A 21,085-nucleotide genomic window follows, 5' to 3' on the forward strand; every position below is an offset into this window, starting at 1 on the left:
GCTGGAACAGCTCCCACAACCCGTCCGGCACCATGCGTTCGACCATCACCACACGGTGCAGATTACCCAACACTCCAAATGAGACGGCGTCTAAGCCCGCGATCGCAGGAGGGCAGGTCGAGCACGATCTCCTGGTAGGCCAATTCCAGGGTGCTCACCTGCTCGTGGGCGCCCTTCTCGACCAGGGCGGCACGAACCACCGAGTGAACGCCGTCGCAGCCGATGATGTGCCGGCATGGGATCCACCGCTCGGCGGTGCCGGCCCGGACCAGCAACGCCGGTGCCTCCAGGTCGACGGCGAGGACCGGGCGCTCGAAGTGGAGATCTACTCCCGGCTCAGCCTCGGCCGCGTCCAGAAGCAGCCGGTGCAGTCGGTTCCGTTCGACCGCCCAGATGGGTGCTCCGTCACGGCTGTAGGGAGTCACTACGGTACTGCCGTCCGGCAGATGACCGCAGCGGGCCGTGAGCGGAACACAGATCCGGCGTACGGCCTCTTCCAGGCCGAGTTCGCGCAGCACACGCCACCCTCGGTGAGACAGGATCACCGTGAGTGACCGGCTCTGCCCGGCCGGGATGCGACGGGTGTCGGCGTGCCGTTCCAGCACGGCGACCCGGCCGAACCGCCGGGCCAGGTAGATCGCGGCGACTGGACCGGCCAGCCCGGCCCCGACCACCACGATGCCGCTCCTAGTCGCGGGCGCGGCCGTGCGCGGGTCGTGCATGTTGGGCTCCTCCTGAGACGGGGCGGACATGGGGTCCGGCTACCAGGCCACCGGAAGCTCACGGACGCCGTAGGCCACACCGTCGTACTTGAACGCGACGTCGGCGAAGTCGGTGGCGAGACGCAGGGTGGGGACGCGCCGGTAGAGCGTGCCGTACACCACCTGGAGTTCAAGGGTGGCGAGGGGGCGGCCGAGGCAGTGGTGGGGTCCGAAGCCGAAGGCCAGGTGGTGCGCGGCGTCGCGGGTGATGTCCAGGCGGTCGGGGTCGGGGAAGTGCTCAGGGTCCCGGTTGGCCAGCTCGCTGGCCAGGATGATCCCCTCTCCCGCGCGGATCGTGATGTCCCCGAGAGGGATGTCCTCCAAGGCCACACGTCGGCGGCCGGAGTGCGAGATGTTGAGGTAGCGGATCAGTTCGTCGACCGCGCGGTTGATCAGTGACTGGTCATCGGTCTCCCGCAGGAGCGCCATCTGGTCGGGGTTGCACAGCAGGGCCAGCGTGCCCAGGGCGATCATGTTCCCGGTGGTCTCCAGGCCGGCGACCAGCAGCGTCATGGAGATGTACGACAGTTGCTCAGGGCTCAGTGCGCCGGTGCGGACCTGGGTCTCGATCACCGAGGAGATCAGACCGTCCGCGGGCTCCTTCATCTGCCGGTCGATCAGTTCCCGGAGATATCCGCGTAGGGCCTCCTGGGCGCCCACGACCATCTCGGGTGAGCTGTCCCGGTGCAGCATCAGGGTGCTCTGTTCCTGGAAGAACTCGTGGTCGGCGTAGGGCACTCCGAGCATCCGGCAGATCACCTGGGTGGAGGTGGGAAAGGCGAACCGGCTGACGAGGTCGGTCGGGTTCGGCCCGGCAAGCAGGTCATCGATCAACCCGTTGACGATGGCGGTGACATCGCCCCTGAGGGCCTCGATGGAGCGGATGGCGAACGGCGAGGAGACCATGCGGCGTTGGCGGGCGTGTTCGGGGTCATCCATGGCCACGAACGAGCGTCCGTCCTTGCGGCGCTCGCGGCTGCCCAGGTCGAAGTGCGGATAGCCGGGCGTGGTCGAGTCGGCGCTGACCCGGGGATCGACCAGGAGCTTGCGCCCGAGGTCGTATCCGGTGACCAGCCACGGCGTGCTGCCGTCCCAGAGCCTGACCTGCACCGGGTCGTCGAGCGCGCGCATGGTGGACGGCGGGTCGAAGGGGCAGGCCGGCTCCTTGAGGATCGGGAACTGGACCAGCTTCTGGGTCACGGAACTCTCCATTTCTGCCGTACCGGGACCGCGGCCCCGGTGCGGCCGATCTTGGTGTGTCACCCGTTCAGGGACTGGGCGATCTCCCGCAGGTCACGCGCGCCCAGCACCACCCGGATGGGCACGCGCACACCCAGCTCCTCACGCAGCGAGCCGATCAGCCGGCCCGCGAGCAGGGAATTGCCGCCGAGGTCGAAGAAGTTCGCCTCGGGGTCGGCCATCGGCAGGCCGAGCAGCCGGGCGACCGTCTCGTACAGCCGGTCCTCCAGCGTGTGGGCCTCCTGTAAGGCACCGGTCCGCTGCCGCGCGGCGGTGGCGTCCCGGGCGGCCAGGGCACCTCGGTCGACCTTGCCGTTGGGCAGTGTGGGAAAGGCGTCGAGCATCTCGATGCGGGTCGGCACCATGAATTCCGGAAGGGTGGCGGCCAGCCGGGCCCGCAGCCCGGAGGGGTCGACGAAGCTTCCGGGGCGGGCGGTGACGTACGCGACGAGACGGGCGTCGGCGAGTTCTCCCTCAACGACCACTGCGGCCAGGTCGATGTCCGGCTGATCCGTGAGAAAGGCCTCGATCTCACCCAGTTCGACGCGAAATCCGCGCAGTTTCACCTGGCCGTCGGCCCGGCCGGCGAAGTGGAACCGGCCCTCGGTGTCCCTTCGGCCCCGATCGCCGGAACGGTACATGCGGCTGCCGGGCGGCCCGAAGGGGTCGGGCAGGAACCGCGCGGCGGTCAGGCCCGGACGGCCTACATAGCCGCGGGCCAGGCCGGAGCCGGCGAGGTACAGCTCACCCTCCTCGCCGTCGGCCACCGGCCGCAGGTGCTCGTCCAGCACGTACACCCGGGCCCCGGTCCACGGAATGCCGATACCGACGCCGTCCGCCTCGGTGACCGGGCCGGCGATGGTGCAGCCGACCGTCACCTCGGTCGGGCCGTAGCCGTTGAACATGCGCCGACCCGCCGCCCACGTGCGCAGCAGCGCAGGGGTGCAGGCATCACCCGTGGACATGATCGTGCCCTGGGGCAGCACTCCCTGGCTCTCGGTGACGCTCAGTGCGGCCGGCGGCAGCACCGCATGATCGATCTCGTACTTGACCAGGGTCTCGTGCAGGGAGTCGCCGGGCAGCAGATCCTCGTCGTCGGCCACCACCAGGGTGCCCCCATGCAGCAGGGCGAGCGCGAGGTCCCAGAATCCCGCGTCGAAGCTGACCGAAGCCCAGGCCAGGACGCGCTCGCCAGGAGCCGGCCGGAAGCGGTCCGCCTGGGTGGCGACCAGGTCGGCGACGCCCTCGTGCGTGACCGCGACACCCTTCGGTGTCCCGGTCGAGCCGGAGGTGTAGATCACGTACATGAGGTGCAGGTCCGACAGCGGCTCGGGACGTTCGGCCTGGCGCACGTCCTCGGTGCTGTACCGGGAGCAGGCCTCGGCGCACGCCCTGGAGTCGAGCACGACCTCGTCCAGTTCCGCCTTTTCGGCCGAGCCCGCTCCGGCACGTACGAGCAGGACCGGGGCTGCGTCCTGGACCATGAACGCCTTGCGGGCGGTCGGATAGCGGGGATCGAGAGGGAGATAGGCGCCGCCTGCTTTGAGAATCGCCAGCAGTGCCACGACCAGTTCCGGAGAGCGCGGCACGGCCAGCGCGACCAGGCGGTCGGGGCCCACGCCCCGGTCGATCAGCAGCCGGGCCAGCTGGTTGGCGCGCTCGTTGAGTGCGCGGTAGGTGAGCGAGGTGTCCTTGTACAGCACGGCCGGAGCGTCTGGGGAGCGCGCCGCCTGCACCTCGAACAGTTCGGGCACCGTGCGGCCGGTCGGCCTCGCGGTCACCGCGTCCCGCCCAGGTGAGGGCGGACCTCGGACGCGAACAGCTTCAGGCTGCGCTCCATCGTCTCCGCGGGCTGCTGACCGTAGTCGAGCTGGAACAGGACGATGTCCGCACCGAGTTCGCGCTCGATCTGCCGCAGCTGCTCGACCGCCCTGTCGGGCGAGCCGATGACCGCCAGTCCGGCGGCCTCGCTCGGGCCGGCCTGGTGCTTGTCCACCACGGCCTCGCGGTACCCCTGGTACGACGTCGAGGTGCGGTTGCGCCACGAGGCGGCGGCCGAGCCGAAGGTGTCCCAATGCCGGCGCAGCGCCGCGGTGCCCTGCTCCACCGCTTCCTCGTGCGAGTCGGCCAGGTACAGCGCGACACTGATCGCGACCCGGGGCCGCTTGCCGGCGTTCTTCGGCGCCGCGGTGAACCTGCTGCGGTACACCTCGATCATTTCGCGCACCTGGTGCACTTGCTCTCGGCTGGGCGCCGAGGCGATCAGGAGGTTGTAGCCGGAGTCGCCGATCCACTCGAAGCTGGAACGGGTGAGGAGCGCGGCGGCCCACACGGGAGGGTGCGGGTCCTGTGTCGGCAACGGCAAAGAGTTGGCTTCCTGGTAACGGAAGTAGGGCGTCTCCTCGCTCACGCCGGCTTCGGTCCACAGCCGGACGACCGCGTCCACGGTGGCGCGGAAGCGCCCCGTGCTGCCGTCCATCTCGATGCCGAAGGAGTCGAACTCGTAGGGCAGGAAAGCACGCGCGAAGCCGACGTCCAGCCGGCCGCCGCTGAGCGCGTCGAGCTGGGCGGTGCGTGCAGCGAGCTGGATCGGATGGTGGAAGGAGGCCTGGATGCCGCCTGTCATCAGCCGGATCCTGCTGGTGCGTGCGGCGACGGCCGACAGGAAAGCGAGCGGATCGGGGCAGTACCCGCCGTAGGGGTGCAGGTAGTGCTCGGTCATCTTGACGTAGTCGAGTCCGAGGTCCTCGGACAACTCGGACACCGTCAGCAGGTTGGCGTAGTAGTCCTTGGCGCTACGCTGCTGCGGGAGGGTGTCCGGCAACAGCGATATCCCGTAGCTCGTCATTCGTTCCTCTCCATGTCCGGGTTCGAGGGGTGGCCCGGTTACGGGTTGGGGCGGGAAGCGGCACCGGTGTGGGCGAGTGACCAGTACTCGCGCATTCCGTAGACCAGCGGGCGTGGCCGTGCGTCGTTGCCAGTGGTGACCCTGAAGACCTCACCGAAGACGACGACGTGATCGGCGACGGGCACCGAGCCGGTGACGCGACAGTCGGCGATGGAGTGGGCGTCGTGGGCGAGATGTGGTCCGCCGCAGCCCGGTCGCGCGGTCCACGCCACGTGCTCGAAGCGGTTGGGCCTCTGGCTGGCGAACAGTTCGGCGACCGCGCGGGCCCGGTCGTCCAGCAGATTCACGGCGAAACTGCCGGTTCTGCTGAGGACGGCGAGGGTGCGGCTGGAGTGCTGGATGCAGACCAGCAGCGTGGGCGGACTGACGGACACGCTGGAGACGGCGGTGCAGGTCATCCCGTGCTGCTGTCCGCCCTCGTCGGCGGTGGTGACCACCGCGACGCCAGCGGGGAAGGCCGCCATCAGTGTTCTGTACGCGGTTGCGGAGACCGGTTCGGCCGTGGTGCGGCTGTCGGGATCCGCCCTGGTGACAGGCATGGGCAACGCACCTCCTGGCAGGCCGTCAGACAGTGGGCACCAGGCGCCCGGTCATGGCGTCATCGAATCCGGCGGCCTGGTGGACGAGGTACTCGTGCTGGCTGGGCAGCCGGTCGATCAGTGCGGAGGCCTGGGCCCGGACCCGCTGGAACTCGCGGCGCGCCGCGGTCGCGTCCAGTCGGCCGAGCGCAGGCAGCGGCCGGACCTCGAGTCCACCGAGTCCGAGGATCATGGCCGTGTACGAGTACGGCTCGAAGCCGTGGAAGCGCGGGAAGACCGAGTTCTCGTCGGGCAGCGTGCAGCGCCACTGCTCGAGGCGTTCGGCCAGGCCGTCGGGCATGGTGCGGGTCTTCGCGTCCCGCCAGTAGGCGTTGTCCGAGCGGGCGGCGGCGTAGTAGTGGAGGAAGAGGAACTCCCGGACGCCGTCCATGACGTCGCCGACCTGGCGGTTGTAGGAGCGGCGCAGCGACTCGTCGTCACGAGTGTCGGGGAAGTGTTTGACCAATTGCTCGACGGCGTTCTGGATGAAGAAGATTCCGGTTGACTCCAGTGGCTCGACGAAGCCGCTGGACAGGCCGATGGCCACGCAGTTCTTCACCCAGGACTCGGCGCTGCGGCCGATCCGCATCTTGATGTGGTTGGCGGGCAGGTCGACGGCCTCGGGACCGACGAATGCCCGCAGCGTCCGTTCCGCCTCTTCGGGCGTGGTGTAGGCACTGGAGTACACGTAGCCGGTGCCGATCCGGTCGAGCAGGGGGATGGTCCAAATCCAGCCGGCATCTTGGGCCGTGGCGGTCGTGCACGGCCGCATGCCGCGGGTCGCGACGTCCACGGGGACGCGCAGGGCCACCGCACTGTCGTTGGGCAGGGACTCCTGATAGGAGACGAACCGCACGCCAAGAGCCTTGTTCAGCAGCAGTCCGCGGAAGCCGGTGCAGTCGACGAACAGGTCCCCGCCGATGGATCCGTGATCCTTCGTCAGCACCTCGGAGATGAAGCCGTCCTGGTCGAGGCGCACGTCGAGGACGTCGTCCCGGATGTGCCGCACGCCGCGTTCCACCCCGTACTCGCTGAGGAACTGGGCGAGCAGGGTGGCGTCGAAGTGGTAGGCGTACGGGAACTGCGTCCCCTGGCTCTCCGGGATTGCCCGGGCCATGTCCCGCGCCTCCCCGGCCTCGAAGGCCTCCTCGAACAGACCGCCGCCAAGGTGGCGGGGCGAGCGCTTGGCGTCGCACAGCGCGGCCAGCACCGAGCAGTCCTGGTCGAAGCGGTCGCTCGGGCCGTCGTGCCGCCACCAGTCGGCGAGCGAGAACCCGTCGACCACGCGGGGACGCTCGAAGGGATGGTAGAAGTGATGGCCCTTCTCCCTCCAGTTCTCGAACCGAATGGCCAGCTTGTACGAGGCGTGACAGCGGGGCATCCACTCCGGCTCGCTCAGCCCGAGGTGCCGGAAGAAGTTCCGCACCGTGCTGAAGGTGGCCTCGCCGACGCCGATCGTCGAAACCGCCTTCGATTCCACGAGCGTGACGCCCAGTCGGTCACCGAAACTCGCCTTGAGATACGTGGCTGACATCCAGCCGGCTGTACCGCCGCCGACGATCACTATGTCCTTGACCATGATTTCCGTCCTGATGGTGCGGCCAGATCCTTGGACGTTGCACGCAGACTTTTGCACGTGCCGCAGCAGGGCCGCCCCGCAGGAAAGAGATTTACGAAAGAACACACTCCGCCCGGCCGACCGGACGGAACGACGGCGGGCCGCGCTCACGCTTCGGGAAGCAGCCTGATGCACAGACGCCTGAGCCGGGCGGGGTCCGCAACCAACTCGTACTCCTTCACCAAGCCGCCCTCGATGCTGAAGCACACGGCGAGGCGAAGCCGGCCCCCGGGTGCCACGAGCAGGCCGACCCTGCCGTCTATCAAGGCGGGTTCCGAGTGCCGTGCCGCGCCCCCGAACCGGCTGACCTCATGGGCGACCGAGTCTGCGCCGTTCAGCCTGGCCGGGCGGCCCGACGACAGGGCTGCCGCGTCGGCGCGCCGCACCACGTCCGGGGCGAGGCGGGCGGCAATGATCCCGGTGTCCCCGGTGCAGGCCGCGACCTGAAAGGCAGCCACGACCTCGCGGTGCTGGTCCGCCTCCACCAGATGCCGCTCACGCGGGGCACGCACCTTTTGCCGGGCGCGGCTGGCGAGCTTCTTGGCGGTCGTCTGGCTGCGGTCCAGGATCCGGCCGATCTCGTCGAAGGGGACGCCGAACATATCGTGCAGCACGAACGCAACGCGCTCGGCGGGGCTCAGGGTGTTGAGCACGACGAGCAGTGCCAGGCCGACGGATTCGGCTTCGAGCACCTCGTGCTCGGGGTCGCCCTCGCCCGTGGCCGCGGTGGCCGACGTGAGATCACCGTTCCAATCGTCCTCGCATCCCCCGTGCCGACCGCGCAACATGTCGAGGCAGACGCGGGACGTGACCGTACGCAGCCAACCCGGCAGGTTCCACACCGCCGTCGTGTCGGCACGGTCCAGGCGCAGCCAGGTCTCCTGCACCGCGTCTTCCGCCTCCTCATGGGAGCCGAGCATGCGGTACGAGAGTCCGAGCAGGGCCCTGCGGTTCTCCTCGAAGCAATCCGCCAAGGATTGACGCGCGTCCATCGGTCACCTTTCCGGTTCACGGTCCGTCGTACTCATGACCCGTAAATTGCGGGCCGTGTGACGCGCAACCGATGAGGAGAGGCAGTATGACCGAAACGGTTTCCGAGATCATTCCTGGCTACACCGCAGGGACCTGGACCATCGACACGTCCGACTCCGAAGTGCGGTTCGCCGTCCGCCATCTGGGCGTGACTCGGGTACACGGTCGTTTCAACGTCTTCGACGGCACCATTACCACGGGAGAAAGCGTCGAACAGTCCTCGGTGACCGCCCGCATCGAGGCGGACAGTATCGACACCGGGTACGCGGCCCGCGACGGCTACATCCGCGGCGCGGACGTCTTGGCGGCCGACCAGCACAAGGAGCTGTTGTTCCGTTCCACGCGGGTGCGCCACCACGAGGACCGGTTCCTGATCGACGGCGAGTTGACCCTGCGGGGAGTGGCCAAGGGCGTCACCCTGGTCGCCGAACCGGGTGGATTCGGTACCGACCCGGTGCGCAAGCTGCCGGTGCTCGGTGTCAGCGCCTCGGTGACGATCAACCGGACGGACTTCGGTCTCGCCCCGCACATCCCCGCCGCCGTGGTGGGTGAGACGGTGCGGATCACCCTGGACGTCCAGGCCTCGCTCGTGGGCTCCTGAACCAAGGGGGCCCGTCATGGACAGCCCTCTGCCCGTCTGGCGTACGGGCAGAGGGCACACGGAGCGACCGGCTGCTGCCGGGAAAACGCGATGCGCGTCAGGCGGTGGCAGCCTCGAGGATGTAACCCCGGCCCCAGACGGTGCGGATGCTGAGGCCGACCGAGGCGATGCGGCGGCGCAGCCGCATGATCTGCAGATCGAGGGCGTTTCTGGTGATCTTGCCGGTGTCCTTGGCCAGCCGTTGTTCGAGCTCCGACCGGTAGACCACCTCGCCGTAGTGGGCGACGAAATGCTCCATCATTCCGATCTGGGTATTGGAGATGGCCACGGAATCCGTGCCGAAGCAAAGGATGCCGGTGGAGTCGAGGGCGGGTGTCTTCCGCCCGTAGGCACGCTGGGCCAGCGCCTGGATTCGTGCTTCGACGTCGCCGCGGGGCGCCGGTGCTCGTATCCAGTCCTCCCTGGGGTCGACGCAGACGGGAGCGTCGTTACCTGCCTCCACCACCAGCAGCCGGGGAATTCCGGCTCTTCTGCAGTGATTCCGCGCATCGGCTTCTACGGGCCAGCGTATTAACTTGACGCCTTTGCTCAAGAGTGTCTCCCCGTAGCAAACAGGCAATGTTGCGATTTTTGCCTTTTGGACTCGGCGAAGGGTGCACCCGGGACGGCAGAGGTGTCATGGCGGTGCGGCCTGTGTCAGGCGCTCACCGACGTCCTCGGACGGATGGGTCCCGGGAGCGATCGCCTGTTCTCACTGACGCAGTTGTCAAGCCGGGCGCAGGTCGGCGTGCCCGGGCCGTCACGCGGCGCGGGCACGCCGACCTGGCGGATGGATCACCTCCATCCTGCCCTCAAGGATCTCCAGTGCATCGTGATGCGGATCACTGGCTCGCCCGATGGGGTTCATTTCCGGTCATGGCGGTCTCCTCCTCGGCCGCCGCCTCCGGGTGCGTGGCGCCCTCCGGCTGCACGGCCCGGTGCCGGAATCCCGTCCAGGCGAGGCCCGCGGCCACGGCGGTGCAGGCCGCAGCGATCCCCACGGCCAGCTGGTAGCCGTGCAGGAACGAGTCCACGGTGGCCTGCCGGAAGGAGCTGCCGAGCGTGTCCACCACCGTGTGCACCCGGCCGCCGCCCACATTGTGGCCCTGCCCCAGCGCCGCCGTGCGGAGCGCCCCGTCCAGCCCGGACACCTTGCCCTGCCAGGCGGAGGTGGCCGCGTTCACACCCACGGTGCCGAGCACCGCAAGGCACACCGAGGAGCCGATCTGCCGTGACGCGTTCAGCACCCCGGACGCCGCACCGGAGACGCCGGAGGGCACGTCCCGCATCGCCACATGGGTCACGGCGGGTACGAATGTGCCGAAGCCGCCGCCGTACAGCGCGTACCCGAGGGCGCTGACGGCGAACGGAGTGGTTCCCGCGCGGCTGAGCAGGAACACGCCGACCGCGGCCACCAACGTCCCCCAGGTCGCCACCACCGATGACCGGAAGCGGGAGTCCAGCCGCCCGCCGAACTGCGCCATGGTCAGGAAGGGAATGTTCATGAACAGCCAGGACAGTCCGGTGCGCAGCACCGACCAGCCCGCGACGTTCTGGAAGTACAGGGTGACCCAGAAGAGCGCGCCGCTCATCCCACCGTAGGTCAGCATGTAGATACCCGAGGCGCTCGCGAAGCTCCGTGCCCGCAGCAGGGCCGGCGGCAGCATGGCGTGCGTGGCACGGCGCTCCCACCAGAAGAAGGCGATCAGCAAGCCCGCCCCGGTGACCAGGGGTACTGCCACCAGGGCCCCGCCCCACGGCCGGTCGGACGATTCGACGAAGCCGAGCGTCAGGCAGACCAGTCCCAGCGAGCTCAGTGCCATCCCCGGCAGGTCCAGCCTGCGGGCCTTGGAATTGCGCGATTCGCGGACCGCGACGGCCGTGCAGGCGATGCCCAGTGCCGCGAAGGGCAGGTTGATCCAGAACACTGACGGCCACGTGAAGTAGGTGAGCAGAATCCCGCCGCCGACGGGGCCGGCGCCGAAACCTGTGCCTCCGATCGCGGCCCATGCCCCGATCGCGCCGGCCCGCTGCTCCTGTGGGTAGGTCTCCGTGAGGATCGAGAGCCCCAGGGCGAGCATCGCGGCGCCGCCTGCGCCCTGCACGGCGCGGAAGACGACGAGGGAGGCGGCGTTCCATGCCACGGCACAGGCGATCACGCCGACCAGAAAGACGACCATGCCGGTCAGGAAGACCCGCTTGCGGCCGTAGCGGTCGCCGAGCGCCCCACTGGCCGGGATGATCGCGGCCAGGCTCAGTGAGTACGCGCTGATCGCCCACTCCAGGTCTGCCGCGCTCATGTGCAGTTCACTCTGCATCGACGGCAGTGCCACGTTCACGATGGTCAGGTCCAGTGAGGTCATGAAGGTGGCCATGCACATCGCGAACAGGGTCAGCCGGCGCCGCCGCGGTTCGGTCAGAGAAAGGCTCATGTCACCCACCCCCGCGAAGTCCGTGTGATATGCAATGAAGAAGTGATCATCAGTGCTCCAAGTCGGGTCCACATGCATCGGGGTCGGCTAGCCGCCCACTAGTGATGACCCGTGACGACCGAGGAGTGTGACCGTGCACGACGACGATCGGCTGGCGGATCGGTTCGAGAGCTTGCGGCCGCGCCTGAGGAATGTCGCGTACCGGATGCTGGGTTCACATGCCGAGGCCGAGGACGCCGTACAGGAGACGTGGATCAGACTCAGCCGCAGCGACGCGGACGCGGTGGACAACCTCCCCGCCTGGCTGACCACGGTGATCAGCAGAATCTGTCTGAACACCCTGAGGTCACGCGCCGCCCGGCCGGAGGATCCGGTTGGCGTGCACCTGCCGGACCCCGTCATCGGGCCCGAGCCGTCCCACGGCCCCGAGGACGAGGCTCTGCTGACCGACTCGGTCAGCCTCGCGCTGCTGATCGTGCTCGACGCGCTCGCCCCGGCAGAACGGGTCGCCTTCGTGCTGCACGACATGTTCCATCTGACCTTCGACGAGATCGCGGCCGTCATCGGGCGTACGACCGTGGCGACCCGGCAGCTCGCCAGCCGGGCGCGGCGCCGGGTCAAGCACGCCCGCGAGGCGGACTCCTGCGGTGACTTCGCCACCCGGCGCATGCTGGTGGACGCGTTCTTCGCCGCGGCGCGCAACGGCGACCTCGACGGGCTGGTGTCCGTACTGGACCCGGATGTCGAGCTCTGCGCGGACGGCGGCCCGGCCCTCGCCTCCGCCACAGCCGCGATCCGTGGTGCCCGGCTCGTGGCGGAGCGCGCCGCGCTGTTCCGTCAGCCCGGCGTGACGGTGACCGCCGTTCTCGTCAACGGCTCCCCCGGCGTCCTGGTCGACCGCGGCGGCGTACCTGTGTCGGTGATGGGCTTCGCCGTGCGCGAGGACCGGATCGCGCAGATTCAGATCCTGCTCGACCCGGAGCGCCTCGCCGCGATCGACTTCGCCGCCTTCACGGCGTAGAACGGGACCGGGCGTCTCCTCAGGAGACGCCCGCCAGGTCCCTCTCGCTCTTGAGACGCGCCCGTTCGTCGTCGCTGAGCGCGATACGGCGCACCGCCCTGCGCAGTACCAGGGGTGCCATCAGCGAAGTGCCGACCGCGACCAATACCACGACGGTGTACGAGGCGGTGTTCAACACCCCCAGCCGCAGACCGATTCCGGCCACGATGATCTGGATGACTCCGCGCGCGTTCATACCGGCGCCGAGCGCCAGGGCCTCATGGCGGTCGAGACCGGCGACGCGGGCGCCGAGCAGCGCCCCGGCGAACTTGCCGACGGTCGCCACGACGAGCGTGCCCAGCGCGGCGAGCGCGATCACCGGGGTGCCCAGCGCGAGCAGATTCATTCGCAGGCCTGCCTCGGCAAAGTAGAGCGGGGCGAGGACGGAGAGCGTGACGGAGCGCAGGGGCGCCAGTGCCCTCCTCGTCTCCGGTCCGGCGGCGCCGACCAGCAGGCCGCCGACAAGGGCCCCGAAGGATGCCTCCAGGGACATCGCCTGCGTGACCGCCGCACACCCGACGATCAGCACGGTCGCCGTGCCCGTCATGGTGTGCTGGTGCCGCGCACGGGCCATCATCCATCGGACCGCCGGCCGGCCGAGGAGCAGGGCACAGACCGTGACCAGCACCAGCCGGATCAGTGGCGCGGCGACCGACCCCAGCGTGAGCGCGTTCGCCGCCGTGGCCGAGGCCACGGACAGCAGCATCCAGCCCGCGACGTCGTCCACCACACCCACGGCAATGGTCAACTGGGCGATGTCGCGGTGCAGCAGCCGCATGTCGGACAGCATCTTGGCGATCACCGGCAGGGCGCTGACGCACATGGCCACGCCGACGAAGAAGACGAACAGCCCGCGCTCGCGGCCGACCGGCCACAGGGCCGCCGGCGCCAAGTACGCCCAGGCGCAGCCGAATCCCAGAGGGATCAACAGGCCCAAGGCGCCCACGGTGAGGGACACCCGGCCGGTACGCCGCACCAGAGTGAGGTCGATCTCCAGGGCTGTCGTCCCCACGAGGAGGACGACACCGAACTGACCCACCGCGTCCAGGAGATGAAACTGGGACGTCTGCGACATCCCCAGCCAGTGGTGCGAACCGGGGGCCAACCGGCCGACCACTGAGGGACCGAGCAGGATGCCGGCCATCAACTCGCCCGAGACGGCCGGAAGTCCGCAGCACATCGCGAGCCGCCCCAGCAGCAGTGCAGCGGCGAGCAGCAAGGAGGCCTGGACCAGCAGAACCAGCAGCGCGTGCCCGCCCAGCGGCGGGGCGATGGCGTCCGTCACCCCGCCTGGGCCCCAGCGTCCCGCTGTGCCGTGATCGCCCGTGAGGGGCAGACCTCGGCGGCACGGCGCACCCGGTCCCGGAGCTCGTCCGGCACATCCTCCCTCAGCAGGCGGACAGCGCCGTCCTCCTCCCGCTGGTCGAACACCTCACCCACGGCGAGGACACACATTCCCGAGCCGATGCAGCGCCCCTGGTCGACCGTCACACGCATGTCGTTCCTCTTCTCGGTTCGCATTTCCGTCGCCCTTGTCCGCCGTGCCCTCATCCCGGGAGAAAGCGCACCGGCAGCGAGCTGTAGCCGTTGAGGAAGTTGGACTCGATCCGGGTGGCCGGCCCGGTGATCTCCACGTCCTGGACCGTCCTGGCGAGGACGCTCAGCAAGGCGCGCAGTTCGGCCCGGCCGAGAAAGGCGCCCAGGCAGTAGTGCGGCCCGTGGCCCAGGGCTACGTGCTTGTTCGGTGAGCGGGACAGGTCGAGGGTGCGCGGCTCGGCGAACGCCCGCTCGTCGTTGTTGGCCGAGATGTTCCACAGCGTCACGATGTCCCCCGCCCGGATCCGCCGACCCCCGATGACCTGCTCACGGGTGGCGGTACGAGCGAAGTGGAACGAGGGCGTCGCCCACCGCAGGGCCTCCTCCACGGCCGTGTCCAGAGCTACGTCGCCGGCCCGCAGGGCCCGCCACTGCACAGGGTGCTCGGCGAGGGCCTTGACGGTACTGACGGCGGAGACCCGCGAGGACTCGTCGCCCCCGATGATCAGGCTGTAACAGTTGAGTGCGACCTCTTCGAGGCTCAGCGGCTCCCCCTGGATCAGCCCGGTGGCGATCGTGCTGATCACGTCGTCACCGGGGTCGGCGCGCCGCCGCTGGGCCAGGTCCATGAAGTACAGGACGAGTTCGTTGCGCGATTCCAGGGAGTCGAGTTCGTCGGCGCCGGTCAGGGCCCCTTTGCTCCACCGGAGCAGATCGGCCCGATCCGCGTCGGGGATCGACAGCAGGTCGCAGATAGTGTTCATGGGCACGTGTTCCGCGACCCGGGTGGCGAAGTCGAAGGGCTCCGGTCCGAGGGCGTCCCCGACGAGCGCGGCCGTGCGCTCCTCGATCTTCAGCGCCACTCTGCCGAGCACCTTCGGTGACAGGGCGCGCCACATCAGGGCCCGCAGTTCCCGGTGGCGCGGCCGGTCGGTGACGGCCAGCATCCTGCCACCGGCGGAGTCGTCGCCGCGCAGCAGCACGTCGAGCACGGTGCCCCGGCCCGAAGCCAGGGCGTCGCAGGCACCGTAACAGGAGATGACGTCGGTGTACCCGGCCACCACCCAGAAGCCGGGGAGGCCGTCCGACGACGCGTGCCAGTACACGGGCTCCCTCGCCCTCACCTCGGCGAAGAACTCGAGTGGATCGTGCTCCATGAAGGTGCGCGCGTCGGTCAAATCGAGCGAAGCGACCGCTGTTCGGCTCATCGTCCGCAATCCCCACTGAAGACGGGAAACGCACTGCTCGCAGTGCCTGGCACCGGCGCCGGTACGCAGATCGTCACAGACGGCCGAACGGGCCCGCTCCAGTTGTGTCAGAAGTCTTTCGTGGCCGGCCGGGGCGGTGACGGAGAGCCGAAAGATTGCTCTGACGGCCCCGTGAGCCGTGAGAGCTTACGAAGACACCCGAACCGGAGGAGCACCTCATGCTTCGTACACGCCGGGATCACTGCCTGCGGACGCTGGTCCAAGCGCCCACACCCATCGCACGGATCGTCTGCCTTCCGCACTCCGGCGGTACCGCGGCCGGATACGGAGCATGGGCCGCCGGGATACCGGCGACCGTGGAGTTGCTCGCGGCGCAGTACCCGGGACACGGCGACCGCTTCGCCGAGCCACTGTCGACCGATGTGCGCGCGCTGAGTTCGGAACTCTCCTCCGAACTGCTGCGCCTGCCGCCGCTGCCCACCGTGCTGTTCGGGCACAGCCTCGGTGCCCTTGTCGCCTACGAGACCGCCCTGACCCTCGGCACGCTGGGCCGAGCACCCCGCGGTCTGCTGGCGTCGAGTTGTCCGGCTCCCGGCGCGCAGGGCCGGATCAGGGCCAGGGGACTCTCCGACGGCGAACTGTGGTCCCTCATCGGCTCCCTGGGCGGAATCGACCCCGCAGTCGCCCACGAGCCGGAACTGGTGGAGGTGCTGCTCCCGGTACTGCGTGCGGACATCACGGCGCACGAGGGGTACCGGCCCGAGCCGGGGGCCGCCCCCTTGTCCTGCCCTGTCCGTTGCTACCACGGCATCCGGGATCCGCTCGTGGACGCCACCCTGCTGGCCGGCTGGGCCTCGGTGACCACCGGGTCGTTCAGCCTGCTCGAACGGGAAGGGCATCACTTCCATCCGTTCCAGAACGCCGAACACCTCCTCGCCGACATCACCGGCTTCCTCGACTCCACACTCCACCCGGACTCACTGACGCGGAGCTGATCATGGCTGAGTTGAACTACTCCTCCTACCTCCAGACGGACGTGCTGCTGTCGCTCCAGAAGACGCAGATACCCGAGACGGCCGACCGGACCGTGGTCCTGGCCGAACACTTCTTCATCGTCGCCCACCAGTCCTGCGAGCTGTGGCTCAAGCAGGCCGTGGCGGACCTGAGCCTGGCCAGGGACCTGCTGTCGCCAACCGGTCAGCCGGCCGACGCGATGGACAGCAGCGTGGAACTCCTCGAACGCGCCGCCGAACTCCTCCGCGTCCTGCACGAACAGGTACTCGTCCTGGAACGCCTCCCGCTGCGGCACTTCGTCCAGTTCCGGCCCTATCTCGGCACGGCCAGCGGGGCGCAGTCGCAGCAGTTCATGCTCCTCGGCAGGCTGCTCGGGGACGGCGGTGAAGAGGGCGAGCTGTACCGGGCGTTCGAGGCCTGCGCCGAAGGTCAGGGCTGCACCGTGGCCGATGTCTGCCGGCTCGGGATCGCCGGCGGCGGCCTGCACCGGGTGGCCGAGGCGCTGCTCGACGTCGGCAACGGCTACTGGCGCTGGAAAGTGGCCCACCTCGGCCTGATGTCAAAGATGGTCGGAGGCCAGCGGGGAACCGGAGGCACGTCGGGTGAGGAGTTCCTCATGCGCCGCATCACTCTGCCCTTCCCCGAGCTGCGGCGGTTGCGCGGCGCCCTGCACGCTGAGGAACTCGCGCCCAGCCCGGCGTGAGACGCACGGCACCAGGACCCCCATCCCCTCCCCACGAGACGAAGGCGGCTTTCATGACAGCGGACGAGACCACCGGCCTCCATCACGTCGTCGTCAACCATGAGCGGCAGTACTCGGTCTGGCCGGCGGGCCAGGCGATCCCGGCAGGCTGGTCGCCCGTCGGGGTCACCAGCACGCTGGACGCGTGCCTCTCCTACATCGACCGCGAGTGGACGGACCTGCGCCCGCACAGCCTTCGGGCTTCCGGCCCGGTACAGCCCGTCGCCGACGAAAACGGCTGATCCATGATGGACATCGACGTAGCGGACATGACGGTGCGGCAGCGCGAGCGATTGCTGCTGTGGAGCGTAGTCCCCCGGCCGGTGGCCATGGTGAGCACGGTCTCCCCGCACGGGGCGATCAACCTGGCCCCCTTCTCGTACTACACAGCGGTGGGATACTCCCCCATGGCCCTGCTCTTCTGTGTCGGCCGCCGGCCCGACGGCAGCGAGAAGGACTCGTGCCGCAACGCGCGGGTGCCGGCCGAAGGGGGTACGGGGGAGTTCACCGTCAACGTGCTGATCGAAAAGCATGCCGAAGCAGCCACCGCCTCGGCGAAACCGCTGCCGTACGGACAGTCGGAGTACGAACCGGCCGGGTTGCGTCCGCTGTCCGGCCGGAGAGTCCGCTCCCCTCGTATCGACGGGTCCCCCATCGCCTTCGAATGCCGGACATCTGCGGTGGTTCCGGTCGGTGACCACTTCATCGTCATCGGGGAGGTGGTCCATGTCACCGCGGAGGAGGGGCTGATCGACGCAACCGACTTCCACGTCGACCTGGACCGGTTGGGATCCGTTGGCCGTATGGGCGCCGCGGACTACGTCCGCACGGCCGATCGCTACGTCGTGGACCGCGCATCGTGACCTGATCACACCACCCGGATGTCACCTCCGATCGTTTCGGACCGTTGAGAAGTGTGCGCTGCTCGGCACAGGGAGCAGCGCGAAGGCGGCGAAACGATACGGGAGGGTGTGGCCGTTGGATGTCTACGATGCGGTGGCCACGCGTCAGGCGGTGCGGGGGTTCACTCCTGATCACGTCCCCAAGGAGGTTCTTGAGAGGGTGCTCTCGGCCGCATCCAGGGCACCGTCAGGGGCGAATCTACAGCCATGGCACACCTATGTCCTCACCGGTAAGCGGCTGGAGAAGCTCAAGGAACAGGCCGTCGCGCGGGCCACGGCGGGAGATCCAGGGGACGAACCGCAGTACGAGATGTACCCGCGTGATCTCACGTCCCCCTACCGAGAGCGCCGTTGGGCTGCCGCCGAGAGGCGGTATGGCGCTCTCGGTATCCCTCGCGACGACCGAGCAGCACGGCACAGGGCGGTCATCGCCAACTGGCACTGCTTCGGCGCCCCCGCTGCTCTCTTCTCTTACATCGACCGTGGCATGGGCCCGCCCCAGTGGGCCGATGTCGGCATGTACCTGCAGACCATCATGCTGCTGCTGCGGGCCGAGGGACTTCACAGCTGCCCGCAGATGGCATGGTCGGTTTACCACCGAACGGTTGCAGAGATCGTGTCTCCCGCCGAGTCGCTCATCCTCTTCTGCGGCATGGCGGTGGGCCATGCGGATCCGGCCAGACCTTGCGTCCGCGTGGACCGTGCCCCCCTCAACGAGACGGTGACCTTCCTTGACTGACTGTCGGCGGCCGGCGCTGCCTCCCGCTGAGCAGGTACCAGCCCAGGAACCTACGCCGGCGGGACGGCCACAGGGTGTCGGCGATGGTTTGCCCGTCTCTTAGATGTAGGCGCAGGGCACAATAGGAATAGGAATACGAAACAGGTTCGAGTCCCGTCACTCACCCTCACCGACCAGCCGGTGACTCCCTCGTAGTCACCGGCTGTTTCGTGTGCGGGCCGTCACCTCTGCGGCAGCCGTCCGATGTCGGACACCGGTCCGAGGTGACCGAGCTTGTCGGGGTTGGAGACGGCGCGGATCGCCCGGACCGCGCCGTCGGCGATGTCGAGCTCGACCACGCTGGCCACCCGCCCCTCGGCGTCGTAGGCCACGGCGCCCGGCCCGCCGTTGATCCACGCCGCCCGCATCGAGGCGCCGAGCATCCGGACTCGGCGAAGGCCCCCGACCAGCAACTGTGCGACGTGCCGCGGGTCGGTCACCGACCTGGCGAGCGCCCGTGCCTTGCCGCCGCCGTCGCCGTGGAACACCACGTTCGGGGCGAGCATGTCGAGCAGCGCGTCCATGTCGCCGCCCTCGGCGGCCGCGAAGAACCTACGGGCCAGCTCCTCGGCCTCCGCCCGACGCACCGGGCCCGACGGCGTCACGACCGGCTGCCCGTCGGGAGCGATGCGCTTTCGGGCCCGGGCGAAGATCTGCCGGCAGTTCGCCTCGGACTTGCCGGTCAGCCGCGCCACCTCCGGGTAGCCGTACCCGAAGACCTCACGCAGCACGAACACCGCCCGCTCCACCGGGGAGAGGGCCTCCAGCAGCACGAGGAACGCCATCGACAGCGAGTCGGACAGTTCGGCGTGCTCGGCAGGGCCGGGCCGGTCGGCGGACACGACGACCGGCTCGGGCAGCCAGTCGCCCACATAGGTCTCCCGCCGTACCCGCGCCGAGCTGAGGTGATTGATGCCCAGCCGTGTCACCGAGGTGGTCAGGTACGCCTTCGGGTTCTCGACCGTGGTCCCGGCCCGGCGCGCCCGGGTCAGGCCGAGGAAGGCGTCCTGCACGATGTCCTCGGCGTCGCCCACGGATCCGGTCATCCCGTAGGCGATGGAGAACAGCAGCGACCGGTATCCGTCCGCGTCCGTTCCAACCGCTGTTGCCGGCACGGATTCCCCCTTCGAACATCCGCAAGACGTCCAGCAGCGTATCCGCTCCTGTCACAGACCGCCGGGGTGCCCTGTCTCAGAGGGCCGACAGCGAACGACGGGAACAAGGGGAACAGGTCATGAACCTCGCACTGTGGATCGTCACCGGACTGCTCGCCCTCGCCTACCTGCTCAGCGGCGGCGGCAAGGTGGTCGTGGCGAAGGAGAAGATCGCCGCGTTCGGGCCCAGTGCGCAGTGGGTCAACGACTTCAGCGGCGGCGGTGTGAAGGCCATCGGGGCGCTGGAGGTGCTGGCCGCGGTGGGGCTGGTCCTGCCCGCCGCGCTCGACATCGCGCCGGTCCTGGTGCCGTCGGCCGCCCTCGGACTGGTGATCCTGATGATCGGCGCGGCGATCACCCGGCTCCGGCGTCACGAGGTCCGGTTCATGCTGGTGGACGTGGTCTACATCGTCCTGGCAGCGTTCGTCGCCTGGGGCCGCCTCGGCCCCGAGTCCTTTGTCCACTGACGATTTGTGCACTGACGAGAGGAGACCGCGGCCATGGGGTTGTCGACGGCGTTCACACGGTTGTTCGGGGTCGAGCATCCGATCGCCCTGGCGCCGATGGGCGGTTCGGCCGGCGGGGCGCTGACCGCGGCGGTCTCGCGCGGCGGCGGGCTCGGACTGCTGGGCAGCGGCAACGGCGACCGGGACTGGCTGGCCCGCGAACTGCCCGTCCTCGCCGCCGAGGGCGCCGGAAAGCCCTGGGGCGTCGGCTTCCAGGCGTGGGCCACCGATGTCGGTGCGGTGGAGTGGACGCTGGGGCACGGTCCGGCGGCGGTGATGCTGTCCTTCGGTGACCCGAGCCCGTTCGCCGGGCGCGTCCGCGACTCCGGTACGGCGCTGATCCTTCAGGTCACCGATATGGAGGAGGCCCGCAGGGCGGTGGACCTGGGCGCCGACGTGATCGTGGCGCAGGGCACCGAGGCCGGCGGCCACGGGGCCCGGCACGGGCGGTCGACGCTGCCGTTCGTGCCCGTCGTGGTGGACCTGGCGGCGCCCGTGCCGGTGCTGGCGGCCGGCGGGATCGCCGACGGCCGCGGGGTGGCGGCCGCCCTGGCCCTGGGGGCGGCGGGCGCCGTGCTCGGCACCCGCTTCCAGGCCACGGCCGAGGCCCTGGTCGATCCCGCGACCGCCCGGGCCCTCGTCGCGGGACGCGGCGAGGACACCGAGCGCAGCCGGGTGCTGGACATCGCTCGCGGCTCGCGCTGGCCGGCCGAGTACACCGCCCGTACGCTCCCGCATCCCTTCCTGGACCGCTGGCGCGGCCGGGAGACGGAACTCGCCGCCGGCCCCGAGGCCGGGCCGTCGTACCAGGACGCCGTCGCACGCGGTGACATCCCCGCGCTCCCGCAGTGGGCCGGCGAGGGCGTGGACCTCATCACCGACCTGCCCTCGGCGGCCGACCTGGTCGCCACGCTGGCGGCACAGGCGGAGGAGGCACTGAACCGGGCCTTGGGCCGCTGACCCGTGTGTGCCGGCGC

22 protein-coding genes are annotated in these 21,085 nt (G+C 69.4%); 9 read left to right on the forward strand and 13 right to left on the reverse strand.

The window, feature by feature from the left end:
- Positions 1-62: 62 nt before the first annotated feature.
- The 7 genes from ACZ5NH_RS39520 to ACZ5NH_RS39550 form a co-directional block, all read right to left on the reverse strand.
- A complete protein-coding gene (locus tag ACZ5NH_RS39520; protein WP_468782466.1) occupies positions 63-752 on the reverse strand; it encodes an FAD-dependent oxidoreductase in 690 nt (229 codons plus the stop codon).
- Between the two features lie 9 nt (positions 753-761).
- Positions 762-1,973 carry a cytochrome P450 gene (locus ACZ5NH_RS39525; protein WP_468782468.1) on the reverse strand — a complete coding sequence of 404 codons (1,212 nt, stop codon included), beginning with the start codon at positions 1,971-1,973 and terminating at the stop codon, positions 762-764.
- Positions 1,974-2,020: 47 nt separating this feature from the next.
- Complete coding sequence (locus ACZ5NH_RS39530; protein WP_468782470.1) at positions 2,021-3,781, reverse strand: non-ribosomal peptide synthetase; 1,761 nt, start codon at positions 3,779-3,781, stop codon at positions 2,021-2,023.
- Positions 3,778-4,848, reverse strand: coding sequence for an LLM class flavin-dependent oxidoreductase (locus ACZ5NH_RS39535; RefSeq protein WP_468782472.1), 1,071 nt, complete (start codon positions 4,846-4,848; stop codon positions 3,778-3,780). Before ACZ5NH_RS39535 ends, ACZ5NH_RS39530 begins: the two co-directional genes overlap by 4 nt.
- A gap of 38 nt (positions 4,849-4,886) precedes the next feature.
- Positions 4,887-5,447: a flavin reductase family protein gene (locus ACZ5NH_RS39540; protein WP_468782474.1), complete on the reverse strand. Its 561-nt coding sequence runs from the start codon at positions 5,445-5,447 to the stop codon at positions 4,887-4,889.
- Positions 5,448-5,472: 25 nt separating this feature from the next.
- Positions 5,473-7,065 (reverse strand): tryptophan halogenase family protein, encoded by a 1,593-nt coding sequence (locus ACZ5NH_RS39545; RefSeq protein WP_468782476.1) that lies wholly within the window; start codon positions 7,063-7,065, stop codon positions 5,473-5,475.
- A gap of 146 nt (positions 7,066-7,211) precedes the next feature.
- Positions 7,212-8,096 (reverse strand): sigma-70 family RNA polymerase sigma factor, encoded by an 885-nt coding sequence (locus ACZ5NH_RS39550; RefSeq protein ID WP_468782478.1) that lies wholly within the window; start codon positions 8,094-8,096, stop codon positions 7,212-7,214.
- An 86-nt stretch (positions 8,097-8,182) separates the two neighbouring features.
- Between ACZ5NH_RS39550 and ACZ5NH_RS39555 the strand changes: the two genes are divergently transcribed.
- Positions 8,183-8,737 (forward strand): YceI family protein, encoded by a 555-nt coding sequence (locus ACZ5NH_RS39555; RefSeq protein ID WP_468782480.1) that lies wholly within the window; start codon positions 8,183-8,185, stop codon positions 8,735-8,737.
- A gap of 97 nt (positions 8,738-8,834) precedes the next feature.
- Here the strand turns inward: ACZ5NH_RS39555 and ACZ5NH_RS39560 are convergent, their stop codons facing one another.
- Both ACZ5NH_RS39560 and ACZ5NH_RS39565 read right to left on the reverse strand, forming a co-directional pair.
- Positions 8,835-9,329, reverse strand: a complete 495-nt coding sequence (locus ACZ5NH_RS39560; RefSeq protein ID WP_468782482.1) for a winged helix-turn-helix domain-containing protein — start codon at positions 9,327-9,329, stop codon at positions 8,835-8,837.
- A gap of 289 nt (positions 9,330-9,618) precedes the next feature.
- The gene (locus ACZ5NH_RS39565; RefSeq protein WP_468782484.1) at positions 9,619-11,208 is read right to left on the reverse strand and encodes an MFS transporter; all 1,590 of its coding nucleotides are present in this window, start codon (positions 11,206-11,208) and stop codon (positions 9,619-9,621) included.
- Positions 11,209-11,341: 133 nt separating this feature from the next.
- On the opposite strand from ACZ5NH_RS39565, the gene sigJ (ACZ5NH_RS39570) reads away from it, so the two are divergent.
- Positions 11,342-12,229 (forward strand): RNA polymerase sigma factor SigJ, encoded by an 888-nt coding sequence (gene sigJ, locus ACZ5NH_RS39570; RefSeq protein WP_468782486.1) that lies wholly within the window; start codon positions 11,342-11,344, stop codon positions 12,227-12,229.
- 19 nt (positions 12,230-12,248) lie between these two features.
- Here sigJ (ACZ5NH_RS39570) and ACZ5NH_RS39575 read toward each other — a convergent pair whose 3' ends face one another.
- The 3 genes from ACZ5NH_RS39575 to ACZ5NH_RS39585 are packed head-to-tail and all read right to left on the reverse strand — an operon-like array spanning position 12,249 to position 15,012.
- A complete protein-coding gene (locus tag ACZ5NH_RS39575) occupies positions 12,249-13,553 on the reverse strand; it encodes a cation:proton antiporter (RefSeq protein ID WP_468782488.1) in 1,305 nt (434 codons plus the stop codon).
- The gene (locus tag ACZ5NH_RS39580; RefSeq protein WP_468782490.1) at positions 13,550-13,765 is read right to left on the reverse strand and encodes a ferredoxin; all 216 of its coding nucleotides are present in this window, start codon (positions 13,763-13,765) and stop codon (positions 13,550-13,552) included. Before ACZ5NH_RS39580 ends, ACZ5NH_RS39575 begins: the two co-directional genes overlap by 4 nt.
- A 50-nt stretch (positions 13,766-13,815) precedes the next feature.
- Positions 13,816-15,012 (reverse strand): cytochrome P450, encoded by a 1,197-nt coding sequence (locus ACZ5NH_RS39585; RefSeq protein WP_468782492.1) that lies wholly within the window; start codon positions 15,010-15,012, stop codon positions 13,816-13,818.
- Positions 15,013-15,230: 218 nt separating this feature from the next.
- On the opposite strand from ACZ5NH_RS39585, the gene ACZ5NH_RS39590 reads away from it, so the two are divergent.
- The 5 genes from ACZ5NH_RS39590 to ACZ5NH_RS39610 all read left to right on the forward strand — a co-directional run bounded on the left by ACZ5NH_RS39590 (position 15,231) and on the right by ACZ5NH_RS39610 (position 18,409).
- A complete protein-coding gene (locus ACZ5NH_RS39590) occupies positions 15,231-16,007 on the forward strand; it encodes a thioesterase II family protein (RefSeq protein ID WP_468782494.1) in 777 nt (258 codons plus the stop codon).
- A 2-nt stretch (positions 16,008-16,009) separates the two neighbouring features.
- Positions 16,010-16,729, forward strand: coding sequence for a tryptophan 2,3-dioxygenase family protein (locus ACZ5NH_RS39595; protein WP_468782496.1), 720 nt, complete (start codon positions 16,010-16,012; stop codon positions 16,727-16,729).
- 53 nt (positions 16,730-16,782) lie between these two features.
- Positions 16,783-17,010: an MbtH family protein gene (locus ACZ5NH_RS39600; RefSeq protein ID WP_468782498.1), complete on the forward strand. Its 228-nt coding sequence runs from the start codon at positions 16,783-16,785 to the stop codon at positions 17,008-17,010.
- A gap of 3 nt (positions 17,011-17,013) precedes the next feature.
- Positions 17,014-17,631, forward strand: a complete 618-nt coding sequence (locus ACZ5NH_RS39605; protein WP_468782500.1) for a flavin reductase family protein — start codon at positions 17,014-17,016, stop codon at positions 17,629-17,631.
- A 115-nt stretch (positions 17,632-17,746) separates the two neighbouring features.
- On the forward strand, positions 17,747-18,409 hold the full coding sequence (locus ACZ5NH_RS39610; RefSeq protein ID WP_468782502.1) for a nitroreductase: 663 nt from the start codon (positions 17,747-17,749) through the stop codon (positions 18,407-18,409).
- Positions 18,410-18,630: 221 nt separating this feature from the next.
- Here the strand turns inward: ACZ5NH_RS39610 and sigJ (ACZ5NH_RS39615) are convergent, their stop codons facing one another.
- The gene (sigJ, locus tag ACZ5NH_RS39615) at positions 18,631-19,563 is read right to left on the reverse strand and encodes an RNA polymerase sigma factor SigJ (RefSeq protein ID WP_468782503.1); all 933 of its coding nucleotides are present in this window, start codon (positions 19,561-19,563) and stop codon (positions 18,631-18,633) included.
- Between the two features lie 119 nt (positions 19,564-19,682).
- On the opposite strand from sigJ (ACZ5NH_RS39615), the gene ACZ5NH_RS39620 reads away from it, so the two are divergent.
- The gene (locus tag ACZ5NH_RS39620) at positions 19,683-20,069 is read left to right on the forward strand and encodes a DoxX family protein (RefSeq protein ID WP_388627564.1); all 387 of its coding nucleotides are present in this window, start codon (positions 19,683-19,685) and stop codon (positions 20,067-20,069) included.
- 33 nt (positions 20,070-20,102) lie between these two features.
- Positions 20,103-21,068 (forward strand): NAD(P)H-dependent flavin oxidoreductase, encoded by a 966-nt coding sequence (locus ACZ5NH_RS39625; RefSeq protein ID WP_468782505.1) that lies wholly within the window; start codon positions 20,103-20,105, stop codon positions 21,066-21,068.
- Positions 21,069-21,085: the final 17 nt, after the last annotated feature.

The sequence above is a fragment of the Streptomyces sp. NPDC031426 genome, from assembly GCF_055581585.1.